The organism is Rhodopirellula sp. UH5 (assembly GCF_056839225.1).
This window is the reverse complement of the sequence record NZ_CM166390.1, coordinates 988,029-1,007,711: the sequence shown is the minus strand read 5'-3', so window position 1 is coordinate 1,007,711 and position 19,683 is coordinate 988,029. Positions and strand designations below refer to the sequence as shown.

Sequence of the window (19,683 nt, the reverse complement as noted above, 5' to 3'; positions counted from 1 at the left end):
CCCCATGCCCACACGCTTCTTGCTGATCCTCGGCGCGTTCTTGTTGTCCGTGCTGATGTGGGTGGATCGAGCGTGCATCTCAGCTGCCAAAGAGGACATGGCAACCGACCTCGGTTTTTCCGATCAACAGATGGGTTGGGTCATGTCCGCCTTCGCACTTGGCTACGCCCTGTTCCAAGTTCCCAGCGGAAAGTTGGCCGATCGCTTTGGTCCTCGGAAAGTCATGGCCGTTGTGTGCTTGATATGGTCCGCGTTCACCATCCTCACGGGAGTCGTTCGCGGCTTGTCAGCCATGGTTGGCCTGCGGTTCCTCTTCGGGATGGGGGAAGCCGGTGGTTACCCCACCCTGGCTCGCGCCTTCACGTCTTGGTTGCCCATGAACGAACGTGGAATCACCAATTCGATCAGCTTTTCGGGCGGACGTCTGGGGGCTGCCCTGGCGATGCCGGGCGTGGTCTGGCTGATCGGTGCACTGGGCGGGTGGCAACAAACGTTTTGGTTCTTTGGGGTGATCGGGATCCTGTTTGCGATTCTTTGGTACACGCTCTTTCGTGACCTGCCGGAAGATCATTTCGCCGTGTCGGAATCCGAGGCCACGCACATCATGCAGTCACGCAATCCGAAACGAGCGGCTCAGCTGGAACACGTTGAGGAAACGCCCATCAAGTTCCTTCAGATGTTGCGATCCACCAACATGTTGATGCTGATGTTCCAGTACGTCGCCCACAACTTCACGTTCTTCTTCACCGTCAGTTGGTTTTTCCCCTACCTGAAAGAACAATACTCACTGACCAGCGAACAAACGGGCTGGTACGCCGCCGCCCCCTTGTTGTGCGGGGTTGTCGGCAACTGGATGGCGGGCTTCACTGTCGATCGGCTCTACAGCCGCGGCCAATGGAAACTTTCTCGACGCCTACCGGCTGCGATCGGGTTTGCACTGGGTGCCATTGGGATGAGCTTGTGTGTGAACATGACCACGCCCATGTCCGCTGTCATTTGCATGTGCATCGCGATCTTTGGCAGTGACATGATTCTCAGCCCTTCTTGGTCAACCTGCATGGACATCGGCGGAAAAAGTGCCGGCGCGGTCAGCGGAGCCATGAACATGATCGGCAACCTGGGTGCCTTCGCGACGTCGTTGTCCTTCCCGTACTTGGTCGCCCACTTCCATGCTCATGAGCCGTTCTTCTACTCGGCCGCAGCACTGAATGTGGTGGCAATCTTTCTGTGGTTCCGCATCTCGCCGGACCGGTCCATCGCGGAAGAGCTGGATGCTGCTTCGCGTGTAACAGGAGCCGCCGCATGACTGCCCAACCAACGGAACGAACCTACCGGGGCGCCGTGATTGGTGCCGGTTACTTCAGCCAGTTCCACTACGACGCTTGGAACCGGATGAGCGACGTTGAAATCGTTGCCTGCTGCGACGTGGAGATCGACAAAGCGAATGAAGTTGCTCAGGCAAACGGCATTGCATCGGCCTACGCGGACTACCAGCGGATGCTGGACCGGCACGAGGTCGATTTCGTGGACATCATCACTCGTCCCGACACCCATCTGCGGTTGGTCGACGAGATTTCCCAGCGTGGCCACGCCATCATTTGCCAAAAACCGCTTGCACCAACCGTGCAGGAGGCCCGCGAATTGGTCACGTTGACCGAGCAGAGAGGCATTCGCTTCATGGTCCACGAAAACTTTCGATTCCAACCTTGGTATCGCGAGATGAAACAGCTGATGAACTCCGGTGCGATTGGCAGTCGTTTGCACTCCCTGTCGTTTCGAAACCGAGCCGGCGACGGACATGGTCCAGACGCGTACCTTGCTCGCCAGCCTTACTTTCAGACGATGGACAAGTTCCTGATCTTGGAAGCGGGCATTCATACGATCGACACGTTTCGATATCTCGGAGGCGAAATCGACCAAGCCTGGTGTTGGCACCGCAAACTCAACCCGGTCATCGCCGGGGAAGACACCGCGGTGGGCGTTTTCCGCTTTCATGACGGTGCGATGGGGTTGTACGACGCCAATCGTTTCAACGAATCCACGGCAAAGAATCCTCGTTACACGTTTGGCGAGGTTCTGTTGGAAGGTGACGAAGGTTCACTCCGACTTCACGACGATGGTCGGCTGATGATTCAGCCTCTGGGCGAATCCGAGCGGGAGCACTCTTACTCACCCAGCCAACACGGTTTCGCAGGAGACTGCGTTTTTGCAACCCAGCGACACTTCATCGATCAACTGAAAAATGGCCAAGCCTTCGAAACCGATGGAGCGAGCTACCTGAAAAGCTTGGCGGTTCAGGAAGCCATGTACACTTCGTCACAATCTGGATGCTGGGAGACGCCCCAAGAATGAAAGTCATCGACCTGACATTGCGTCTGGAACCTGGGATGCGAGGCTTTGAATCGGAGAGCAAGTTCACGCTGGCCGAAGACGGTTGGAACGCAAGCACGCTGCATCTGTATTCGCACTGCGGCACTCACATGGATGCGCCGCTGCACTTTGAAGCGAGCGAGCAAACGATTGATCAAATTCCGTTGCAAGATTGCATTGGCAATGCGTGGATCGTCGATTTGGCACACCTGCCTCCCAGAACTCCGATTGAGATCTCGCACCTCGGTGAACTCGCAGAGACCTTTCCGGCGGGAGATGCATTGTTGCTGCGAACGAGGTGGAGTCAGCATGTGAGCAATCCGAGCTACTACCGAGACAACTTTCAGCCGATCAGTCCTGACCTGGCCCGCTGGATGGTCAATCGAAAAGTTCGCTTGGTGGGCGTGGAACCACCGTCGGTTGCGGATGTCAACGATCTGCCAGCGGTGACGGAGATCCATCAGATTTTGCTGGGCGGCAACGTGATCATTGTCGAGGGACTGACCAACCTCGACGCGATCACCGAGCCCCATTGTTTGTTTGGCGCCATGCCGCTCAAGGTGGCTGGCGGCGATGGTGCACCGTGTCGTGCGTTCGCTCTCTTGGATTGCCCGATCGATCCATGAAATGCTTGAAATCTTGAACCTTCATTCGCCTTCTTCGCTCCAATTCCCATGACACTAACTCTCTCGGATGCAATCCAAGGCATCGCGGAAGAACGCTCCGAATCGTTGCTTCCCCAGATTCGCGAAAACAACCAGCGGTCGAACCGCAAGATTGTTGTCCTGGACGATGATCCCACCGGGACACAAACGGTTTACGACACTCCTGTTTTGACCACCTGGGGCGTCGATGAATTGGCCGCAGCGTTGGATTCTCCCGCTGATCTGTTCTATGTGCTCACGAATTCACGGTCGATGACGGAACCTGATGCGGTTCAACTGGCCCAAGAAATTGGCAAAAATCTGATCGAGGCCGCACGGCAAACCAAACAGCGATTTGTCGTGGTCAGTCGCAGCGATTCCACGCTTCGAGGCCATTACCCCGCTGAAGTTGATGCGATCGCGACCGCGGTTGGAACGTCCGAGGCGGTTCACGTGATCGCCCCATTCTTCCTTCAAGGCGGTCGCTACACGATCGGCGACATCCACTATGTCGCCGAAGGAGAAGCACTGATTCCCGCCGCGGAAACTCCGTTCGCCAAGGATGCAGCGTTTGGATTTCAGAACAGCGACCTGAAACGTTGGGTCGCGGAGAAGCACGATGGAAAGCTCGATCCCAACCAGATCGTATCGGTCGGGCTCAATGAACTGCGTTCGCCGGACCTGAATCCGCTTCAAACTCGCTTGTCCGATTTGCCGCCGGGATCGGTGTGCATCGTCAACGCAGCTTCCATGCGAGACATCGAAGCCTTTGTGTTCGCCGCTCAATCTGCCGAACAAAACGGGCAAACGTTCGTCTACCGAACCGCAGCGAGCTTCGTGCAAGCCTTCGCCGGTTTGGAACCCAGGGATTTGCTTCGCGCCGAGGAGATGGTGAACGAGGGTTCGAAAACCGGTCTGGTTGTCGTCGGCTCGTACGTCCCCAAGACAACTGAACAACTGAGGTGTTTGCTCGACAACGAATCCGATCTGACATCGGTCGTCTTGGACGTCGACAAGCTACTGGGGGATGAAAGCGAATCGTACTTGCAGGAAATCGTCACCGCCGTGAACGATGGGCTGGAAAACTTCAACGTCGTCCTTTCATCTTCTCGGAAATTGGTAACCGGGACCGATGCGGCAGCGAGTCTCGCCATTGGAAACCAAGTTTCGAAAGCTCTCGTTTCAGTGGTCAGCAGTCTCACTCAGCGTCCTCGATTCCTGATTGCCAAAGGTGGCATCACCTCCAGTGACGTTGCCACCAAGGGGTTGGGAGCCAAGCACGCGACGGTCCTCGGGCAAATTCTTCCTGGTGTCCCCGTTTGGAAAATGCCAGCCGACAGCCACCTACCGGGGATCGCTTACGTTGTCTTCCCTGGAAACGTGGGTGGTCCAAACGCATTGCTCGAAGCCTTTCAAAAACTCAAAGCCTGATTTCATTCCTAGAGGTTCCCGTGTCTGAGACACCACTTTTCAAGAAACTCGATCACATCGCCATCGTGGTTCGCGATACAGACGAGGCTCTCGCGTTTTACCGCGATCAACTCGGTTTGCCAGTCGTTGTGGACGAATACATTCAGTCTGGAAACGTACGACTGACCCACTTGGACATGGGAAACCTGCATCTGCAACTCGTCCAGCCATTGACGGACGATCATCCCTTGATGGATCATTTGAATCAAAACGGAGAGGGGCTTCATCACCTTTGCTTTGAGACCACCGATGTCGGGCAAACATTTGCAGAGTTGCCGGCAAGGCGAATGACGCCTAAAAACGAGACGCCTCACGATGGAGTGCTGAACAAGAAGGCCGGTTTCATTGATCCGGCAACCACGCGTGGTGTGATTTGGGAAATGACAGGGCCTCAATAGCAGCATGACGACGAACTTGTCCCAGTCGATCCGCGTGACCGTTCGTTTTGCAGGATGGATGTTGTTGAGTTGGTTGGCAATGACTCAGTCGCACGAACTTGGTCATGTGGTTGGTGGTTGGATCGGCGGCGCGACCTTGATTGAGATCGACCTTCGACCATGGCATCTGCCGTATTCGATCCATTCACCGGATCCCGCACCGCTGATCACACTGTGGTCGGGACCGGTCCTCGGGGTCCTTGTACCAGTCGCAATCGCACTCGTCGCAAATCGACGAGTGTTGTGGTTCGTTGCCGACTTTTGCCTGCTCGCCAACGGCACGTACTTGGCACTGGCTTGGTTCAGCGGCGAAGCATTTCTGGACGCGCCAAGGTTGTTTCAGGCAGGGGCGTCCAAACCGATGGTTGCTGCGTATTGCATCCTCACCATTGGTGTTGGTTATGCTCGCTTTCGAAACGATTGCATCTCAATGCTGGAGCACGCGTCCGAGCCACCGATGGCATCCGCCCCCCATCCGGTCCCAGACGAGAACGCGAATCGATGAGGCAACGGATTCGATTTCCGCCACATTTTCGGAAACAACGCGGCAGTTCTGTTCGACCAAGTGAACTGGGTACGCCACCATCCACGCTGGCAGATCGAAGATCGAAAGCAGACCCTCCCGCTCACAGACTCATCCCAGCATCTGATTTTGACCTCACGGTGGCTGGTGGTTTGTCACAGCTAAAAGTGAGGGTTGATCGTGGTGGGCGAGGCGACGAGTCCTTGAATTTGACGCCATTTCAGGACTCGTCGCTTCGTCCACCACCCAAAGAAGAAGTCGTGGCAGACCACTAGGATTGAAACTGAGACGCTCCAACTGCGACACTCAGCCCACCTGAACTCTCACTCAGGTCGCCGATCACCGGTTTTGTCTCCACTTCAATTGGAAGCAGGATCGTGAAGCACGCGCCTTGCCCAGGCGAGGAATCCACCTGAATCGTCCCCCCGTGTTGGTTGACGATCACATCGTAAGCAATCGCCATTCCCTGGCCGGTACCTTTGCCAACGTCTTTGGTTGTAAAGAACGGATCAAAGACGCGACTGCGAACGCTCTCAGACATCCCATTGCCGGTATCCATCACTGTGATGCGAACGTGATCTTCCGCCATCTGAGTGGAGACCGAAATGACTCCCAGTTCCGACGACTCCTGCTCACGCCCTTCTGCGATCGCATCCGCGGAGTTGACCACCAAATTCAAGATCACTTGGCTCATTTGAGCCGGGAACACCGGAAGCGAATGGACAGCATCATCCAAATTCAATTCCAAACTGGCGACGTACTTCCAATGGTTTCTCGCAACAATCGTCGCGTCACGAATCAATCGGTTCAGATCCGTGGTGGACTTTGCTGAGGTGCCCGGGTGCGACATGGTCTTCATCGCGCGAACGATATCAATCACTCGGTTGGCGGCATCATGAGCTTCTTGGATTGACTCGGTGATGTTGTGCTGCAAGGAATCAAAACGACAGCCCAACTCTGCCTTTTGAACGACTTCCTTTGCCAATTCACTGGGCTCGGAATCGTCTCGCAATTCGCGATACGTGTTGATCAGTTGAAACGCTTTGTCGAATGCCATGTTCAGGTATTCCACATTCCCAAACACGCACTGCATCGGGGTGTTGATTTCGTGAGCAACACCAGCTGCCAACTGGCCAATGCTTTCCAGTTTCTGTGTCTGTGAAAGCTGTCGTTGCATTTCCTTTTTGTTGGAGATGTCACGCAACACGGCTTGCTGGTAGACCTGCCCCGACAAATTGAACGACACAACCGAGATGTCACAGTCAAAACATCTTCCATCATTGGACATGTGGGTCCACTCAAAGTGAATCTTCCCATCGGTATTGAGAAGGTCCATGATCTTGCTTGCTTCGACGTCCGAGCGTTTCCCGTCGGGTTGCAATTCTGGTGAGAGCGAAACGAGATCGAAACGTGCCATATCGCGGAGGCTTTCAAACCCGAACAGTTCAAGGGTTCGTGGGTTGCAATCCAAGAGTTCCCCATTGGAAAGAAACACAATGGCATCTTGCGATGAATTGAAAACAGCCTGCGAACGCTTTTGGCTTTCAACGAGGGCCAATTCGACTCGCTTGCGTTCATTGATCTCCATGGTCGTCCCAGCCACGTAGGTGGCTTGCCCGGCCTCATCACGCTGCACGACATGGCCGCGGGCAAACAACCAACTGAAGTCCCCGTTCTCTTGCATGCACCGCCATTCAATGACGAAACCTTCTTTTTCGCCCGAAATACAGCGATTGATTTCTGATTCCACTTGGGCCAGGTCTTCCGGGTGAATTCGTTCGAACCATACATTCGCTGGGTCACCACCTTCGGGTGAATGATGCCCGGTGACTTCATAGCCGCGACTGTCGTAGACGATCCTTCCTTTGGAAATGTCCCAGTCCCAGATCGACATTTGTCCCCCGTCGAGAGCATATTCCATTCGTTCGTTCACGCGTTTGATACGTGCTGCGGCCTCATGGGCTTCCGTGACGTCATTTTTGATCGCCAAAAAACCGACCTGCTCCCCGTCATCATCAAGAAGTGGCTGAATGTCGAGGTAGACCCAGTATCGAGTCCCATCCTTGCGTTGATTCAGTAGTTCACCACAAAACCCCTTCTGATTGGCGAGAGCCTCTTGAATCAACTGGAGAGTGTTGGGATCCGTATCTTTGCACTGGAAAATATCCCCCGGAGATCGGCCTTCCACCTCACTCAACTGATACCCCGTGTTGCGGATGAACCCTTCATTGACCCACGTGATCTTTCGATCCACATCCGTGATGACCACCTCATTCGTTGTGCGTTCGGCAACCATCGCCAGCCGGCGTAGGTCGACAAGCATATGGGACGCGAGTTTTTGCGCACGATACGCGTGGGTGCTCAAGTTCAACACCAGAATGAAAACCACCAACGTGAAGCATCCTCCACCAACGGCAATCGTCCATACAAGCGAATGAACGGTCGTGGCGAAATCCTTTGTTGGGAAGACTTCCACATTCCACAGTTGTCCCGCGATCAATTCGGATGTGCGTCGCTGGAAGCCAAGGGAACTCTCGCTGGAATCACTCTGGCTGGATGCAAGTTGAAACTGGGAATGGAGCCCCTCTTGGATGAACAACCTGTAACCCAGTTCATTCCCCGTGGCAGCTTCCAGATTCTCGAACACCGATGCACCATCAAGGGCCATGCCGACCCAACCAACGATTGAGTTCAAACGTTCCGCTTCCGTCCTTGGGGTGCCTCGATAGTGTGGCATCATGAACAGGAAACCAGATTCGTCGGGATCACTCCCCATCAACTGCAAACGTGGGGTGATGCACGCCATTCCTGTCCTTGCGGAACGTTCGGCCGTTTCTCGGCGGAGACGATCCTCGCCAAGATCCAGTCCAACGGCGCAATCGAAACGCGTATTGGGCTGAACAAATTTGATGATGAATCGACCAGGAATCAGTTTGTCAGTCTCGACGTCATTGAAGTGCAATCCAGCCGCTTCGTGGGTCGTGACCCGCAATGGATTCAAGCCGGACGCCACCAACTCTGCGTTGAGTTGTTGCGTCGCTTCTACGGTGTCAGGAACAACTGCCAAGTACCCGAACGCTTCGGCGCCCAGGAATTCATCTTCGCGATCAATTTGTGAGAGCAGTCGAATGAAGTCGGAATACTCAACCTGTTCGTTGGCAGAGAAGAGACACTGAACAGCAATCAATCCCAATTCGCTTTGTTGCATGCGGCGCTGAAACTCGCCTTGCAAGCGATCTGCCATGTGGTCGAATCGCTGCCGGTCATGCCTCAATGCGGATTGACGCACCATCTCCACAGTGGCAACCGTCGCGAACACCCCGATGCAGGCAATCAGAAGGGATAGAAGAATGGTACGTTGCATGAGGTAGCCCGAGGCTGGGGACTTCGTCCGTCAAAGAAGAGTGACGACCAATCGTTGTTCACGCACTCACGGTGAACGGGGAATTGGACGATGGCGGAAGACGCTTTTCTCTGCGATGTTGGAGCGCACTCTCGATCGCCTCGATGATTTCAATGCGTGGCGAAGGCTTGTTCATCAATCGGAAGACGTTGGATTCGTTGATCGCTCGTCGCTCGCTCTCTTCGTCCTGGTTGCCAGTCAGAATGATGCATGGAACCTCGGGCCACTCGATCGCAATCGTCTGAACCAACTCAATGCCATCCATCGCGGGCATCCGCATGTCGCTGACCACGCAACTGATTGGCTCACTGCTGCGAAGAATTTCGAGAGCCCGTTGACCCGATTCTGCGGTCTCGACGTCGTAGTTGTCTTCCATGCTACGACGGAGCACCCGCAAGACGATTGTGTCGTCGTCCACGAATAGAATTCGATCGGTACTGCACATGCATATTGTCCCCGCCTAAGAGAAGCTTTCTGAGAATGTAGTTGGGGCTCTCTACACTAGCCCTCCGTTATGCTCAGGCAGCTTGTCACTTGGTGCATTGCGGAGACACGCAACGCATTTTGTTTCCCCATCCAACCAATCCCTACAACTGGACCTGGGACCGCGATGCACGCTTGCCATCTCCTTGTGCAACGGATTGAACCAACGTGAATTCAACCGCGCGGAATTGCGTTCAGGCTCTTAAGCTCTGACGCCTTTCGTTCCAAACATCCAGTTGTTCAGCAGTTGTTCAGAAATCGCTGCGAGCAAAGTAGACGCAGCTCAACGTCAGCATGACGGCGATGAAGACACCACAGCTGATGATTGGCGTCGCGATTCCATAGCGGACGACTTCCCCTGCCTCCATGTCGCCACCGCCGACAATGAACGCCTTTTTGCCAGAGACCATCCCTGCGGTGGTGTCACCCAGTGCGAGCACCTGAGGCGTCAGCAATTCCAGCAACCCAATTCCATACCGATCGACGCGGCGCCAAAACGATCGTTTCGGTTCGATGCTACGAACGACACTCAGGTCAGCCGTGTCCGCCTGGCTGCTGACATGGAATTCGCTGACTCGGTCGACGTCATGAGCGACGACCAACTGGACCACCGATGAGTCCGGCGTGAACTCCACCATTGCGGTTTCAATCTCATCCACCGGGAGTGTGGCGACCACTTGCAACGGGTGATTTTCCGAGCCCGGTTCATCACCTTGTTTTTCAACCACGCGTAGCAGATGGCCGCTGCCTTCTGTTGTCACAACCAAGAACAGGTCTTCCGCGACAGCGTGCAGTGAAAGCGGCGCGATGTCATCGGGCCAATCGCCAGCGAAGATCTCACTCAGATCCTTGGTGGTGAACACGCGCGCCACCTCATCACCGGTGCTGGCCACGACATATCGGTTCGAGGCAGCCAACACGGGAGGCAAGGGAGTGTCTGAGCGAGGCAAATCAGCTGTGAGATCCCGCTGCCAGACATTCTCCGTCGGATCGCCATCGGGTACCAATTGCTGCAATTGGCTTCCATTGAGAATCAACAAACGCGTCGATTCGCTTGCACTCTCCCCGTTCAAATCAGCCGCGTCCAAGGGAACCGCTAGCCGAATCGGGGGACTCAGCGCCACATTTCGCGGCAGGATCGAAACGAATTCTTCCGTGGCGCCGCCTTGCATCGTCACAAGGGTGCTCAACCAAGCACCAATGGAATCCGCCGATTGTCCCCGCGGAGATCGACCGTCCCCACCACCGTCGCTGTCACTGTCTGGATCGTCGGATTCCTCTTTGACCTGCTTGCCGATTGACGAGAGGATGTCCCGGTTTTGGGTGATCAGCAAATCCGCGGTGTTGACCGCCAAGGTCTGTCCCGAACCGGACTTGTCCGTCAGTCCAATGGGAATCAAACGTTCAGTCGCGGTTGGCAATCGCAATCCAGGTTGAGGCTTCCAATCGTTGTCGCGTGCCAACACGATCAGATCGAGCGACCCCGAGCCGAATGGGTTGAATTTTCCATTGCGAATTCTCGCAGTCAGAACATGATCGTCATCGATTGCAACAGGCCGCAAAACGCGATCGTTGGACATCGCTTTGCTTTCGATCACAGGCACCCACTGCTGTTGATCCTCGTCCATCCGGTTCAACCCGCCGCCGTTGGTGACCGAGATCAAATCATCCCCCGCTCGAACCAGGCCTGAAATGCGTTCCGGCTGAACAATCCGAGTGTCGAACACGCCCGCGATGATGCTGAACACGAGGCAGATCGCAGCCAGAGCTCCCGCCGCTGCGATTGAAATGATGGGGGAACGCCACTTCAATCCAGCCGGCACAGACACGCTGAAGAAAACAGCGAACAGAAAGACAGCAACGGGAATGCACCACAGGATTCTGGGATTCCAGATCTCCAGCCGCATTCCCGCAATCAGATACAGTCCGATGACCAACTGAGCCACGCACAAGAACACAAACGCGCATCCACCGACGAACTTCGCCAGCAGCAGGGCCGGACGGGAAACGGGTTTGCTCAGCAGCAGGTGCAGCGACCCGGTTTGCAGCATGTCGGGGATCATGGATGCGGTGACCAAGACACCGAGGAAGACCAGCACGAAACCAAGCAGCCAGTGAACCAGGGTCGGAATCACAAACTGATTGAACAAGGATTCGAATTGAGTTCGATCAATTTCAAACCCAGTCGGAAAATCCAATGTCCCGTACGTCAACAACACCGATCGAGCACTTCGAGCTTCGAAGACTCCCGGTAACGCGGCCTCGATCCGAAGTCTGGCCCGACGCCGGATTAGCGAATCGGCCAACTCCTCCGCCGGCTTTTCATCCAGTTCACGCAGCTCCCGAAGTCGAACGGTTTCCTGCCAGGCTTGGGCATCGTACCAGTGACGCGAATCGGAGGCTTTTTCGGACGTTTCGCCGGACTCTTCGTCAGCATCTGGAGCGTTGGTGGCGAGTTTGAAGTCTTGATCGATCAACTCGTTCAGTGCATCCGTCAGCATCGGCAACGGAATCCGGACCTCGTCGCCTTCCCCCACTCGTTGGAGTTTCCGCGAAAGCTCCTCTGGCATCGCAGCGGCGATCCGCCCCAGCGGAGCGTCCTTTTGGTCTGGGTCGACCATGCCCTGCGCGAGCATCGCCTTCATTCGCGTCCCGTTGTAGACGTCGAAGAAGCGAAACGTCGTCGTGTAATCTTCGCGAACGCCGATGGGAGCCAGCATGGCCAGCAAAATCCAAATGGCCAGCATCGCTGCCCACAGAACTCGCGACGCCATCGCGGCATGAAACGAGTCCCAAACGACGGCGAAATAGGGTCGCCAATTCAATGCATCTCTCCAGCGATCGTTTTCAAAGTGGGTGGTGACAGCAACGGCGGGCCAATCAAAGGATCATTGGCCTCACGGCGTCGGGCCGGCGTCACGGCCGGGCGAACCGGCTTGTTGAACCAATCGCATGAACGTGTGTTCCAAAGTGTGTCGATGTGGTTGCAATGTGACGATCGAGCCATCCAGGCTACGAACCACATCCACGCTCGCGTCCACGTCGGCTTGTTCATCGCAGTCCAACTGGACTCGCCAAAGATCATTCGATTCTTTCGAACGCACCAGCTGCCAAGCAGAATCGGTCGACATCATTGGCTGCAGTTGCTCCTGCAACGTTTCCAACTTGGAACGCTCCAGTTCAATTTCCATGTGAATCGTCATCGCCGACTGGGAAACTTCGATCCCGGGACCGCTCAAGTTGTTGATGGGGCCCGACGCCAGCACGCGGCCTTTCGCCATGATCGCCAAGTGAGTGCACACCAATTCCACTTCGTGCAGAATGTGGCTGTTCATCAGGATGGTTTTGCCTGCGTCTCGCAAACGTTCGATCACCTGACGCACTTCGGACCGACCGACGGGATCCAAACCATCGGTGGGTTCATCCAGGACCAACAGGTCGGGATCATGCATCAGGGCTTGTGCCAGTCCCAACCGCTGCAACATGCCTTTGCTGAACTGCCGCACCGGTTCCCGATCTCGACCGGCGAGTCCGACCAACTCCAGCAATTCGTCGCTGCGTCTGCGGATTGTCGTGCCGTCGAGTCCACTCAGTCGACCGTAATACTTCAGCGCTGTCCGTGCGGTGTGGTGCCGATCAACTCGCAATGACTCAGGCAGATACCCAACTCGACGACGAGCCGCTGCCGAGCCGGCTGGCAAACCGAACAAACTGGCTGTTCCACCGGACGAACGGATCACTCCCAGCAAGATTTTGATCAGTGTCGTTTTGCCAGCCCCATTGGGCCCGAGCAGACCGAAGACTTGACCGGCATCCGCATTCAGGGTGACACCCGAGAGAGCATGCACGTGAGAGGAACGCAGCCAGCCTCCGCGGTAGGTTTTCTGCAGCCCGTTGACGGAAACGATCGTTCCATCTTTCACAGGCGTTTCGAGAGGTTCGGCGACGCACTCAGCTGGATCAGCGGCAAAAGAACTCACGCCAGCAGATTCTTCAGCGTCAGCAAGAACAACGTCAAAGCAGCCACCGCCATCATCGCGGCCAGGAACAAACGATTCGCTGGGTGCCGCCAAGAAGGGCCGCTGACCTCACGGTCGTACAACGAACGAAAGCCTTCGCGTTCCTGAGGGGTATCAAAAACCCCGTCTTCCACCAACTCCTGCAGCCCAAACTGAATTTGATACTCGACCACCCCGAACACGTCTTGCCGATGATGGCCCTCGTCAACGCCTTTGCCTTCGAAGTACCAAAGTTGGTTGCCGAAGTGATTCTCTGACTCAGCCCGATCGTCAACACATTGCAAGCGAACGACCTCACTGGTGTCCGGGCAGAACTTCGCCTTCGCGAGCGCACGGACGCTGTCCAGCCGAACCTGCTGGAGCGTTCTCTCAGAATATTGTCGTTGCTGCGTTTCGGCACGCATGATCCTATCTCCGCGTGGCAATGAAGAAGACACTTGGTCTTCATGAGTTTCATTATTGCCGGTTGGGCAACTGCCGTCAGGGTCGGGGGCCCATTTTTGAAGAAGTTTTGACTCATTTTTGTCTTGATCCGATCTGCTACCCACCCCGAGGTGTGGCAGCCTGTCACGACCACGGTTGCCCCGTCGGCCTCTGCGGGAGCCTCGATTGGAGGCGACCAGCCCAATCCAACAGGCGTTCTGGCTTGCCCACGCGACGGATCGGCATTCCCCGGATCCAATCTTCGGCAGGCTTCTTCGATGCAACCTGGAACGCTGCTATCTTGCTGCAGAATTGTTCGCATTCGCTCACGCGAGCGTCCCGACCCACCGGGAATGTGAAGAACCAAGTGTCTGGTTCAATTTCAACTCGCCCATGCAAAGGACACGGTCATCGTCTCGCCCATTTCGAACCGCCCGTTGACCCTGCGAACGCCCGTCACACTGGGCGTTGTGCTGATCGTCCTGGTCGTCTTGCTGACCGCGGTTTGGATCAGCGGAACGGTTTGGGGCGCTGTCCGCAACGATTCCACCTCGGGCATGTTCTGGGTGATGCTGGGTGCCGGGGCGCCGCTTTTGATCGCAATCCTGGCCGGCGTCATCGCTTACCTGACGCTGTCGGTCAAAGCGTTCAACTTGAACCGTCGGCAATCCAACTTCATCGACTCCGTCACCCATGAACTCAAAAGTCCGATTGCGTCTCTGAAACTGTACCTACAGACGATGACCCGCCACGACGTCAGCGTCGAACAACAGAAGGAATTCCATCTCATCATGCTGGAAGACGTGGAACGTTTGGACAGCCTGATCAATCACCTGCTCGATGTCGCCCGAGTCGACCGAGGAGGCGAAGCCTATGAGGCCTGCGATTTGTCTCTGCACACGGTACTTTCCAAGTGTGCCCAAGGCGCCTGTGTGCGATACAAACTGCCGCCAGAAACCGTCCGCGTGAAATGCCCGCCAATTCTCGTGCACGCGCCCGTCATCCAAATTGAAATTCTGTTTCGCAACTTGATTGACAACGCCATCAAATACGGTGGGTCGCCTCCCAAGGTCGAGTTGACTGCGGTTTGTTCCGCCTCGGGAGATGTCACTGTTTCAGTTTTGGACAACGGCACAGGAATTCCCGCTAACTTGCGACGCAAAGTTTTCGGGCGATTCGTCCGGCTAGGCAGTGAACTGGAACGCAGTCAGCAAGGCACCGGTTTGGGGCTGTACCTGGTTCGCAATATCACCCACGCCATGGGTGGCCGCATCAACATCCAAGACGGTCACTGGGAAGTCTCCACTGAACCCGCAGACCATTCCCCCTCGGACACACCCGAAGGCGGCTTGCCTGAGACCGCGTCTCAATCATGCCAACAGGGAACAAGAATCGATGTCACGTTGCCCAACGGCAAACTGGCTGAGTCAGAACCCCCGCCTGTCTCACCTCCCCAAGACCAAGCTTCGGACATCGCCGAAGACTAGCAGTGGCACGTCCGCTCGGCAGCCCACCATGAACGCTGCCACTTCAAACAGTGGTCGCAACGGCGGGGACCTTTTGGATCGGCCGCGCAACTTTTGGTGAACGCTCAAACTTCATCCGCCAGCTTTTGATTTCGATCGCTTCACAAACGCGCCGTGGGCGTCGGATTGGAGTAGAATCGAAACCATGAAAGACTCTGCTGTTTCGCCTGCACTGTTGTTTGCTCCGGAACGCCAACGCCGTCTGCTTCATGGATTGATCCAACGCGTTGCGGCTTCGCGAGACGAACATGCTCGATTGGTTCGCCAACAAGGCGACCAACATGCGGACATCGAACAGCGTCTGACAGACCAGCTCGCTGCGGTCAAACAGAACTGCCACACCGATCGCCTCAACACGCTGACGCAGTGGGACACGGCGCAAGAGCAAATGATCGCCGCGTACGAGGTGGCGACCCTGCAGACACGTGACCAACTGCGACGATGCGGCGTCCGTTTTCGGAGGCAGCTCGCCGAAGACGAAGCGGTGATCCATGGCAAGGTCGAAAAGCGACTGATCGCGATCAAGAACCAGTACGACGCCCGCAAGGATCAGCCCAAAAAGCTGGCCGCCAAAGAACATCATCAGCTCGACGCGACTCTTGCGGAATCAAACGAAGACATTGAATGGGCTCGGGCGCTGACGATCCGTCGACTCAACCGCTTGCTTGATGTCCAAACGCCAAGCGATCTGTACGCTGAATTTGGTGAGTCCCCACCGACCAAGGTGGAAGATGCGTTGGATCTGGTCCGCCGTCAGAACCGTCGATTGAAATCCACTGTCTCCGAGATGCAAACCGGATTCGCCGCGCACGTGGTGGACGCGGTGTATTACCTGCCCTCGCTGGTCGCCGTTCTGTTGTTGATCTTCTCCGGCCTCTCGATCTTGTTGAAAGCCGAACCGCTCATTCACTACTTGATCGGCTCCGTCATCGTATCCGGTTTGATCGGGTTCACTTGCTACCTGATTTTGATGTGGCCTCTGCGGAAGATGACTCGATCTTTGCACCCTGCCACCGAACGAATTCGCTTGGCATCCCAAGACGCTGTTCTGCGGGCCAAACGAATTTCGACGGCGGCCGCCAAGAAGACCAGCCAGGAATTGATTCTGCTGCGCGACTCGCACATCAAAGACGCTCAACAGTGGCAAAAAAACCAACTGCAGGACCTCCGCGAAGAGCTTGCCGCAAAACAGGTCGCCGAAGAAGCACGACTGCAAGACCAGTTGAATCGGATTGAGGAACAATTCCGAACCAGTTTCGCGGATCTTCAGCAATCGATGCGTGAACGGGCCAATCAAACGGCCACGGACATCTCGCAAAAACTCACCCAATCTGATGCGGTGGCCGGCCAAACTCTGCAAGCGGTGGCAGAACAGCATCGGCACACGCTGGAATCGTTGGCGCAGCGACTGCAATCTGGCATGCATCGCGGGTTGACGCGAATCCTCGCGGCCAACGACTTGGTCGAGTATCGGTATCCACATTGGGACGAATTGCTTTCCAACCCACCGCCGCTGCATCCCGGAATTGATTTCCTGCCCGTGGGATCGATCCGGTTGGGCAATCGCCTGAAGCAGCAATTCGATTCTGCTCTGGGTTACGACACATCCCATCACGTCGAGCAAAACGGTGACGCTCACGACGAAGCCGACATTCTGAATCGGTTGCAAGTCCCAGACACGATGCCAATCGCGATGCACCGGCGAATGCATTCGGGCGTGATCATCGAAGCACCCACGGCCCACATCGAGGATGCCATCAAAATCGCACACCAGGTGCTTTGGCGTTTGCTCAGCGCTGCTCCACCGGGCCAAGCTCGTGTGACCCTGATTGATCCAGCAGGGCGAGGCCAGAACTTCTCCAGCTTTCTCGCTTTGGCTGACCACGATCCCAGCCTGATTCACCATCGCGTCTGGACGCAGGGCGACCAAATCACGGCTCGCATCGCCGACATCAGCCATCATGCTGAAAACATTCTGCAGTCGTGTTTGAGGGACCAATACGAACGTTTGGAAGACTACAACAAGGTGGCTGGATCGCTGGCACAACCCTACGAAGCGATTGCCGCGGTCGGATTTCCGGACGGGCTGTCTCGGGACGCTCATTCGCACCTGGCATCGCTCATCCGCAGCGGAATTCGCTGCGGTGTATTCGTCATTCTGGTCGTGGACAGCAAACACGAATGGCCGGCGGACATGCCGATGTTTGACAATCCCAATCTGCTGCGTCTGAGATATGGCCAAGCCGGCTTGGATACCGGCGAAGAAGCCGCTCGCAAAGATCCTTCAGCCGCCTTTGATGGGATCGATCGGTCCAGTTTGAACGCGGAACCGCTGCAACCGAACGAGGATGGGATCATTCCAATCGGCAACAAGCGACGTGTTCGAATGTTGGAGGAGGGTCTGACCGCTGGCCATTGGCGTCTTCTCAACGCGGGATTGGATGAGTTCGAATTCTGGCCCGCGCCGCCGCCCATGCCCCAAGACCGCTCGGCACTGATCCAGCGCATCGGGCGTTTGGCCCAGGAAGCCTCGCGCGTCATCGTGCCGTTGACCTCGTTGATGCCCAATGAATGCATCCCCACGTCCGATCAAACGAGCACCGCCGCTGATGGTCTCCACATCGTCATTGGTAGCTCCGGGGCGGGACGGAACCGGTCACTCGATTTAGGCGAAGGTGTTCGCCAACACGTTCTGATCGCCGGCAAAACGGGCTCGGGAAAAAGCACGCTGCTGCACAGCATCGTCACATCCGGCGCTGCGATGTACTCTCCCGATGAACTGCAGTTCTATCTGCTGGATTTCAAGAAGGGCGTCGAGTTCAAGATCTACGCCGATGCCAAACTACCTCACGCTCGCGTCATTGGCATTGAAAGCGAACGGGAATTTGGACGCAGTGTCCTGCAACGACTCGATTCGGAAATGACCACCCGAGGCGAGTTGTTTCGGGCTGCGGGAGTCCAGGAACTCGGTGCCTATCGGCGCGCCCGCCCTGACGAAGTCATGCCCCGTTTGATGCTGGTCGTCGACGAGTTCCAAGAACTGTTCACTCGAGACGACACGCTCGCCTCCGATTGCACCGCACTCTTGGATCGCCTCGTTCGACAAGGCCGCTCGTTTGGCATCCACGTTGTTCTCAGCAGTCAATCGCTGGCCGGTGCCAACAGCCTCCCCCGAGCCACGTTGGGGCAAATGGCGGTTCGAATCGCGATGCAGTGCAGCGAGGCCGATGCCGCCTTGATTTTGTCCGATGACAACACGGCGGCTCGGTTGATATCCCGGCCCGGTGAAGCCATCTACAACGACGCCAGTGGCCTGGTCGAAGGCAACCAGCCCTTCCAGGTCGCTTACTTAGAAACCGCGGAACAAGTCCGACTACTCCATGAGATTGGGCAGCGAGACGAAGCTTGGAATCGGGAACTCGGCGCCGCTGTGGTCTTCGAAGGCAACCGACCAGGACGTTTCACCGCCGACATGGCACGCCAAGCCATCGAAGCATCACAGCCCTCCGACACCCTGGTCGGATTGCTGGGGGAAGCCGTTGAACTCGGCCCCCCGTGCGCTTTGCGGTTTCAATCCAACACAGGCCGCAACGCCTTGCTGGTCGGTTCGGCACGCAATCGCCCTAGCGTCCTGAGCAGCATCATCGCGTCCGCCAGGGCGCATCGTCCGGACCTCTCGTTGGTCTTGTTCGACGGCTCCCGAGCCGAAGAAGGAGACTCGGTCGTGCAGTGGACCCAACAACACCAGGTGGAAGCACACGTCATCCGGCCTCGCGACGCCGAGAACGCCATGATTCAGCTGGCTGAGTTCGTGGACGCCCGACTCGGCAAACCCACCCAGGAAACTTCGACCACGGACGGACTCGCCACGACCGCCCCTTCGTTCAGTCTCGATTCGGATGGCACACTCGTTTCCGCCAAAACCAAGGCGGATGACGTTCCGCCCATCGCGACTCTTCCGCAAAGCAACGACACGCCCCTGTTGGTCGTGCTGGATGGCCTGGATCGGTTCCGCGATCTTCGTCAACCGGAATCGATGAACTTCTCATTGGACGCCGCCACCCAAATCTCTGGTTGCGATGCGTTGCAAACCGTCCTTCGAGAGGGCCCGGCCGTCAACGTGTTCGTCATCGCGAGTCTGCCATCCGCAGAAACGCTGAATCGATGGTTGCCTCGGCAGAGCCATCATGATTTGGAATTGCGTCTGGTGGGACCGCTCAACGCCGGTGACTCATCGCTTTTGATCGATTCCCCCGCGGCGGCCGATCTCTCTGCCGCCACGATGATCTTGTACGACGATTCCGATGGACGAATGACAAAATTCCGGTTGTGCGACCCGCCCACGTCAGGAGAATTGACGTCGCTGTTGGCGACAACTTGACTCT

At 56.3% G+C, this 19,683-nt stretch carries 13 protein-coding genes; 8 read left to right on the top strand and 5 right to left on the bottom strand.

Going from position 1 to position 19,683, the window contains the following annotated elements; translation table 11 throughout:
* Positions 1-4 precede the first annotated feature (4 nt).
* Genes UH5x_RS03605 through UH5x_RS03580 form a run of 6 tightly spaced genes read left to right on the top strand, consistent with a single transcriptional unit; the run spans position 5 to position 5,426 of the window.
* On the top strand, positions 5-1,306 hold the full coding sequence (locus UH5x_RS03605; protein ID WP_047815451.1) for an MFS transporter: 1,302 nt from the start codon (positions 5-7) through the stop codon (positions 1,304-1,306).
* A complete protein-coding gene (locus UH5x_RS03600; protein ID WP_482634738.1) occupies positions 1,303-2,352 on the top strand; it encodes a Gfo/Idh/MocA family protein in 1,050 nt (349 codons plus the stop codon). Before UH5x_RS03605 ends, UH5x_RS03600 begins: the two co-directional genes overlap by 4 nt.
* Positions 2,349-2,996 carry a cyclase family protein gene (locus tag UH5x_RS03595; RefSeq protein ID WP_482634737.1) on the top strand — a complete coding sequence of 216 codons (648 nt, stop codon included), beginning with the start codon at positions 2,349-2,351 and terminating at the stop codon, positions 2,994-2,996. Before UH5x_RS03600 ends, UH5x_RS03595 begins: the two co-directional genes overlap by 4 nt.
* A gap of 48 nt (positions 2,997-3,044) precedes the next feature.
* Entirely contained in the window at positions 3,045-4,445 is a 1,401-nt protein-coding gene (locus tag UH5x_RS03590) for a four-carbon acid sugar kinase family protein (protein ID WP_482634736.1), read from the top strand.
* Between the two features lie 20 nt (positions 4,446-4,465).
* On the top strand, positions 4,466-4,882 hold the full coding sequence (locus tag UH5x_RS03585; RefSeq protein WP_482634735.1) for a VOC family protein: 417 nt from the start codon (positions 4,466-4,468) through the stop codon (positions 4,880-4,882).
* Between the two features lie 4 nt (positions 4,883-4,886).
* Positions 4,887-5,426, top strand: coding sequence for a hypothetical protein (locus UH5x_RS03580; protein WP_482634734.1), 540 nt, complete (start codon positions 4,887-4,889; stop codon positions 5,424-5,426).
* 289 nt (positions 5,427-5,715) lie between these two features.
* Here UH5x_RS03580 and UH5x_RS03575 read toward each other — a convergent pair whose 3' ends face one another.
* The 5 genes from UH5x_RS03575 to UH5x_RS03555 form a co-directional block, all read right to left on the bottom strand.
* Entirely contained in the window at positions 5,716-8,808 is a 3,093-nt protein-coding gene (locus UH5x_RS03575) for a PAS domain S-box protein (protein WP_482634733.1), read from the bottom strand.
* 58 nt (positions 8,809-8,866) lie between these two features.
* Complete coding sequence (locus tag UH5x_RS03570; RefSeq protein ID WP_047815589.1) at positions 8,867-9,265, bottom strand: response regulator; 399 nt, start codon at positions 9,263-9,265, stop codon at positions 8,867-8,869.
* A gap of 316 nt (positions 9,266-9,581) precedes the next feature.
* Positions 9,582-12,155 carry an ABC transporter permease gene (locus UH5x_RS03565; protein WP_482634732.1) on the bottom strand — a complete coding sequence of 858 codons (2,574 nt, stop codon included), beginning with the start codon at positions 12,153-12,155 and terminating at the stop codon, positions 9,582-9,584.
* A gap of 72 nt (positions 12,156-12,227) precedes the next feature.
* Complete coding sequence (locus tag UH5x_RS03560) at positions 12,228-13,310, bottom strand: ABC transporter ATP-binding protein (RefSeq protein WP_047815444.1); 1,083 nt, start codon at positions 13,308-13,310, stop codon at positions 12,228-12,230.
* Entirely contained in the window at positions 13,307-13,753 is a 447-nt protein-coding gene (locus tag UH5x_RS03555; protein ID WP_236696378.1) for a hypothetical protein, read from the bottom strand. Before UH5x_RS03555 ends, UH5x_RS03560 begins: the two co-directional genes overlap by 4 nt.
* 456 nt (positions 13,754-14,209) lie before the next feature.
* On the opposite strand from UH5x_RS03555, the gene UH5x_RS03550 reads away from it, so the two are divergent.
* Together UH5x_RS03550 and UH5x_RS03545 are read left to right on the top strand one after the other, a co-directional pair.
* Positions 14,210-15,259: a sensor histidine kinase gene (locus tag UH5x_RS03550; RefSeq protein WP_482634731.1), complete on the top strand. Its 1,050-nt coding sequence runs from the start codon at positions 14,210-14,212 to the stop codon at positions 15,257-15,259.
* 184 nt (positions 15,260-15,443) lie between these two features.
* Positions 15,444-19,679, top strand: coding sequence for an FtsK/SpoIIIE domain-containing protein (locus tag UH5x_RS03545; protein WP_482634730.1), 4,236 nt, complete (start codon positions 15,444-15,446; stop codon positions 19,677-19,679).
* Positions 19,680-19,683 lie beyond the last annotated feature (4 nt).

Coding starts and splice junctions, on each gene's coding strand:
- UH5x_RS03555 (WP_236696378.1), bottom strand. CDS start 13,753: ATGCGTGCCGAAACGCAGCAACGACAATATTCTGAGAGAACGCTCCAG.
- UH5x_RS03590 (WP_482634736.1), top strand. CDS start 3,045: ATGACACTAACTCTCTCGGATGCAATCCAAGGCATCGCGGAAGAACGC.
- UH5x_RS03600 (WP_482634738.1), top strand. CDS start 1,303: ATGACTGCCCAACCAACGGAACGAACCTACCGGGGCGCCGTGATTGGT.
- UH5x_RS03595 (WP_482634737.1), top strand. CDS start 2,349: ATGAAAGTCATCGACCTGACATTGCGTCTGGAACCTGGGATGCGAGGC.
- UH5x_RS03575 (WP_482634733.1), bottom strand. CDS start 8,808: ATGCAACGTACCATTCTTCTATCCCTTCTGATTGCCTGCATCGGGGTG.
- UH5x_RS03545 (WP_482634730.1), top strand. CDS start 15,444: ATGAAAGACTCTGCTGTTTCGCCTGCACTGTTGTTTGCTCCGGAACGC.
- UH5x_RS03605 (WP_047815451.1), top strand. CDS start 5: ATGCCCACACGCTTCTTGCTGATCCTCGGCGCGTTCTTGTTGTCCGTG.
- UH5x_RS03580 (WP_482634734.1), top strand. CDS start 4,887: ATGACGACGAACTTGTCCCAGTCGATCCGCGTGACCGTTCGTTTTGCA.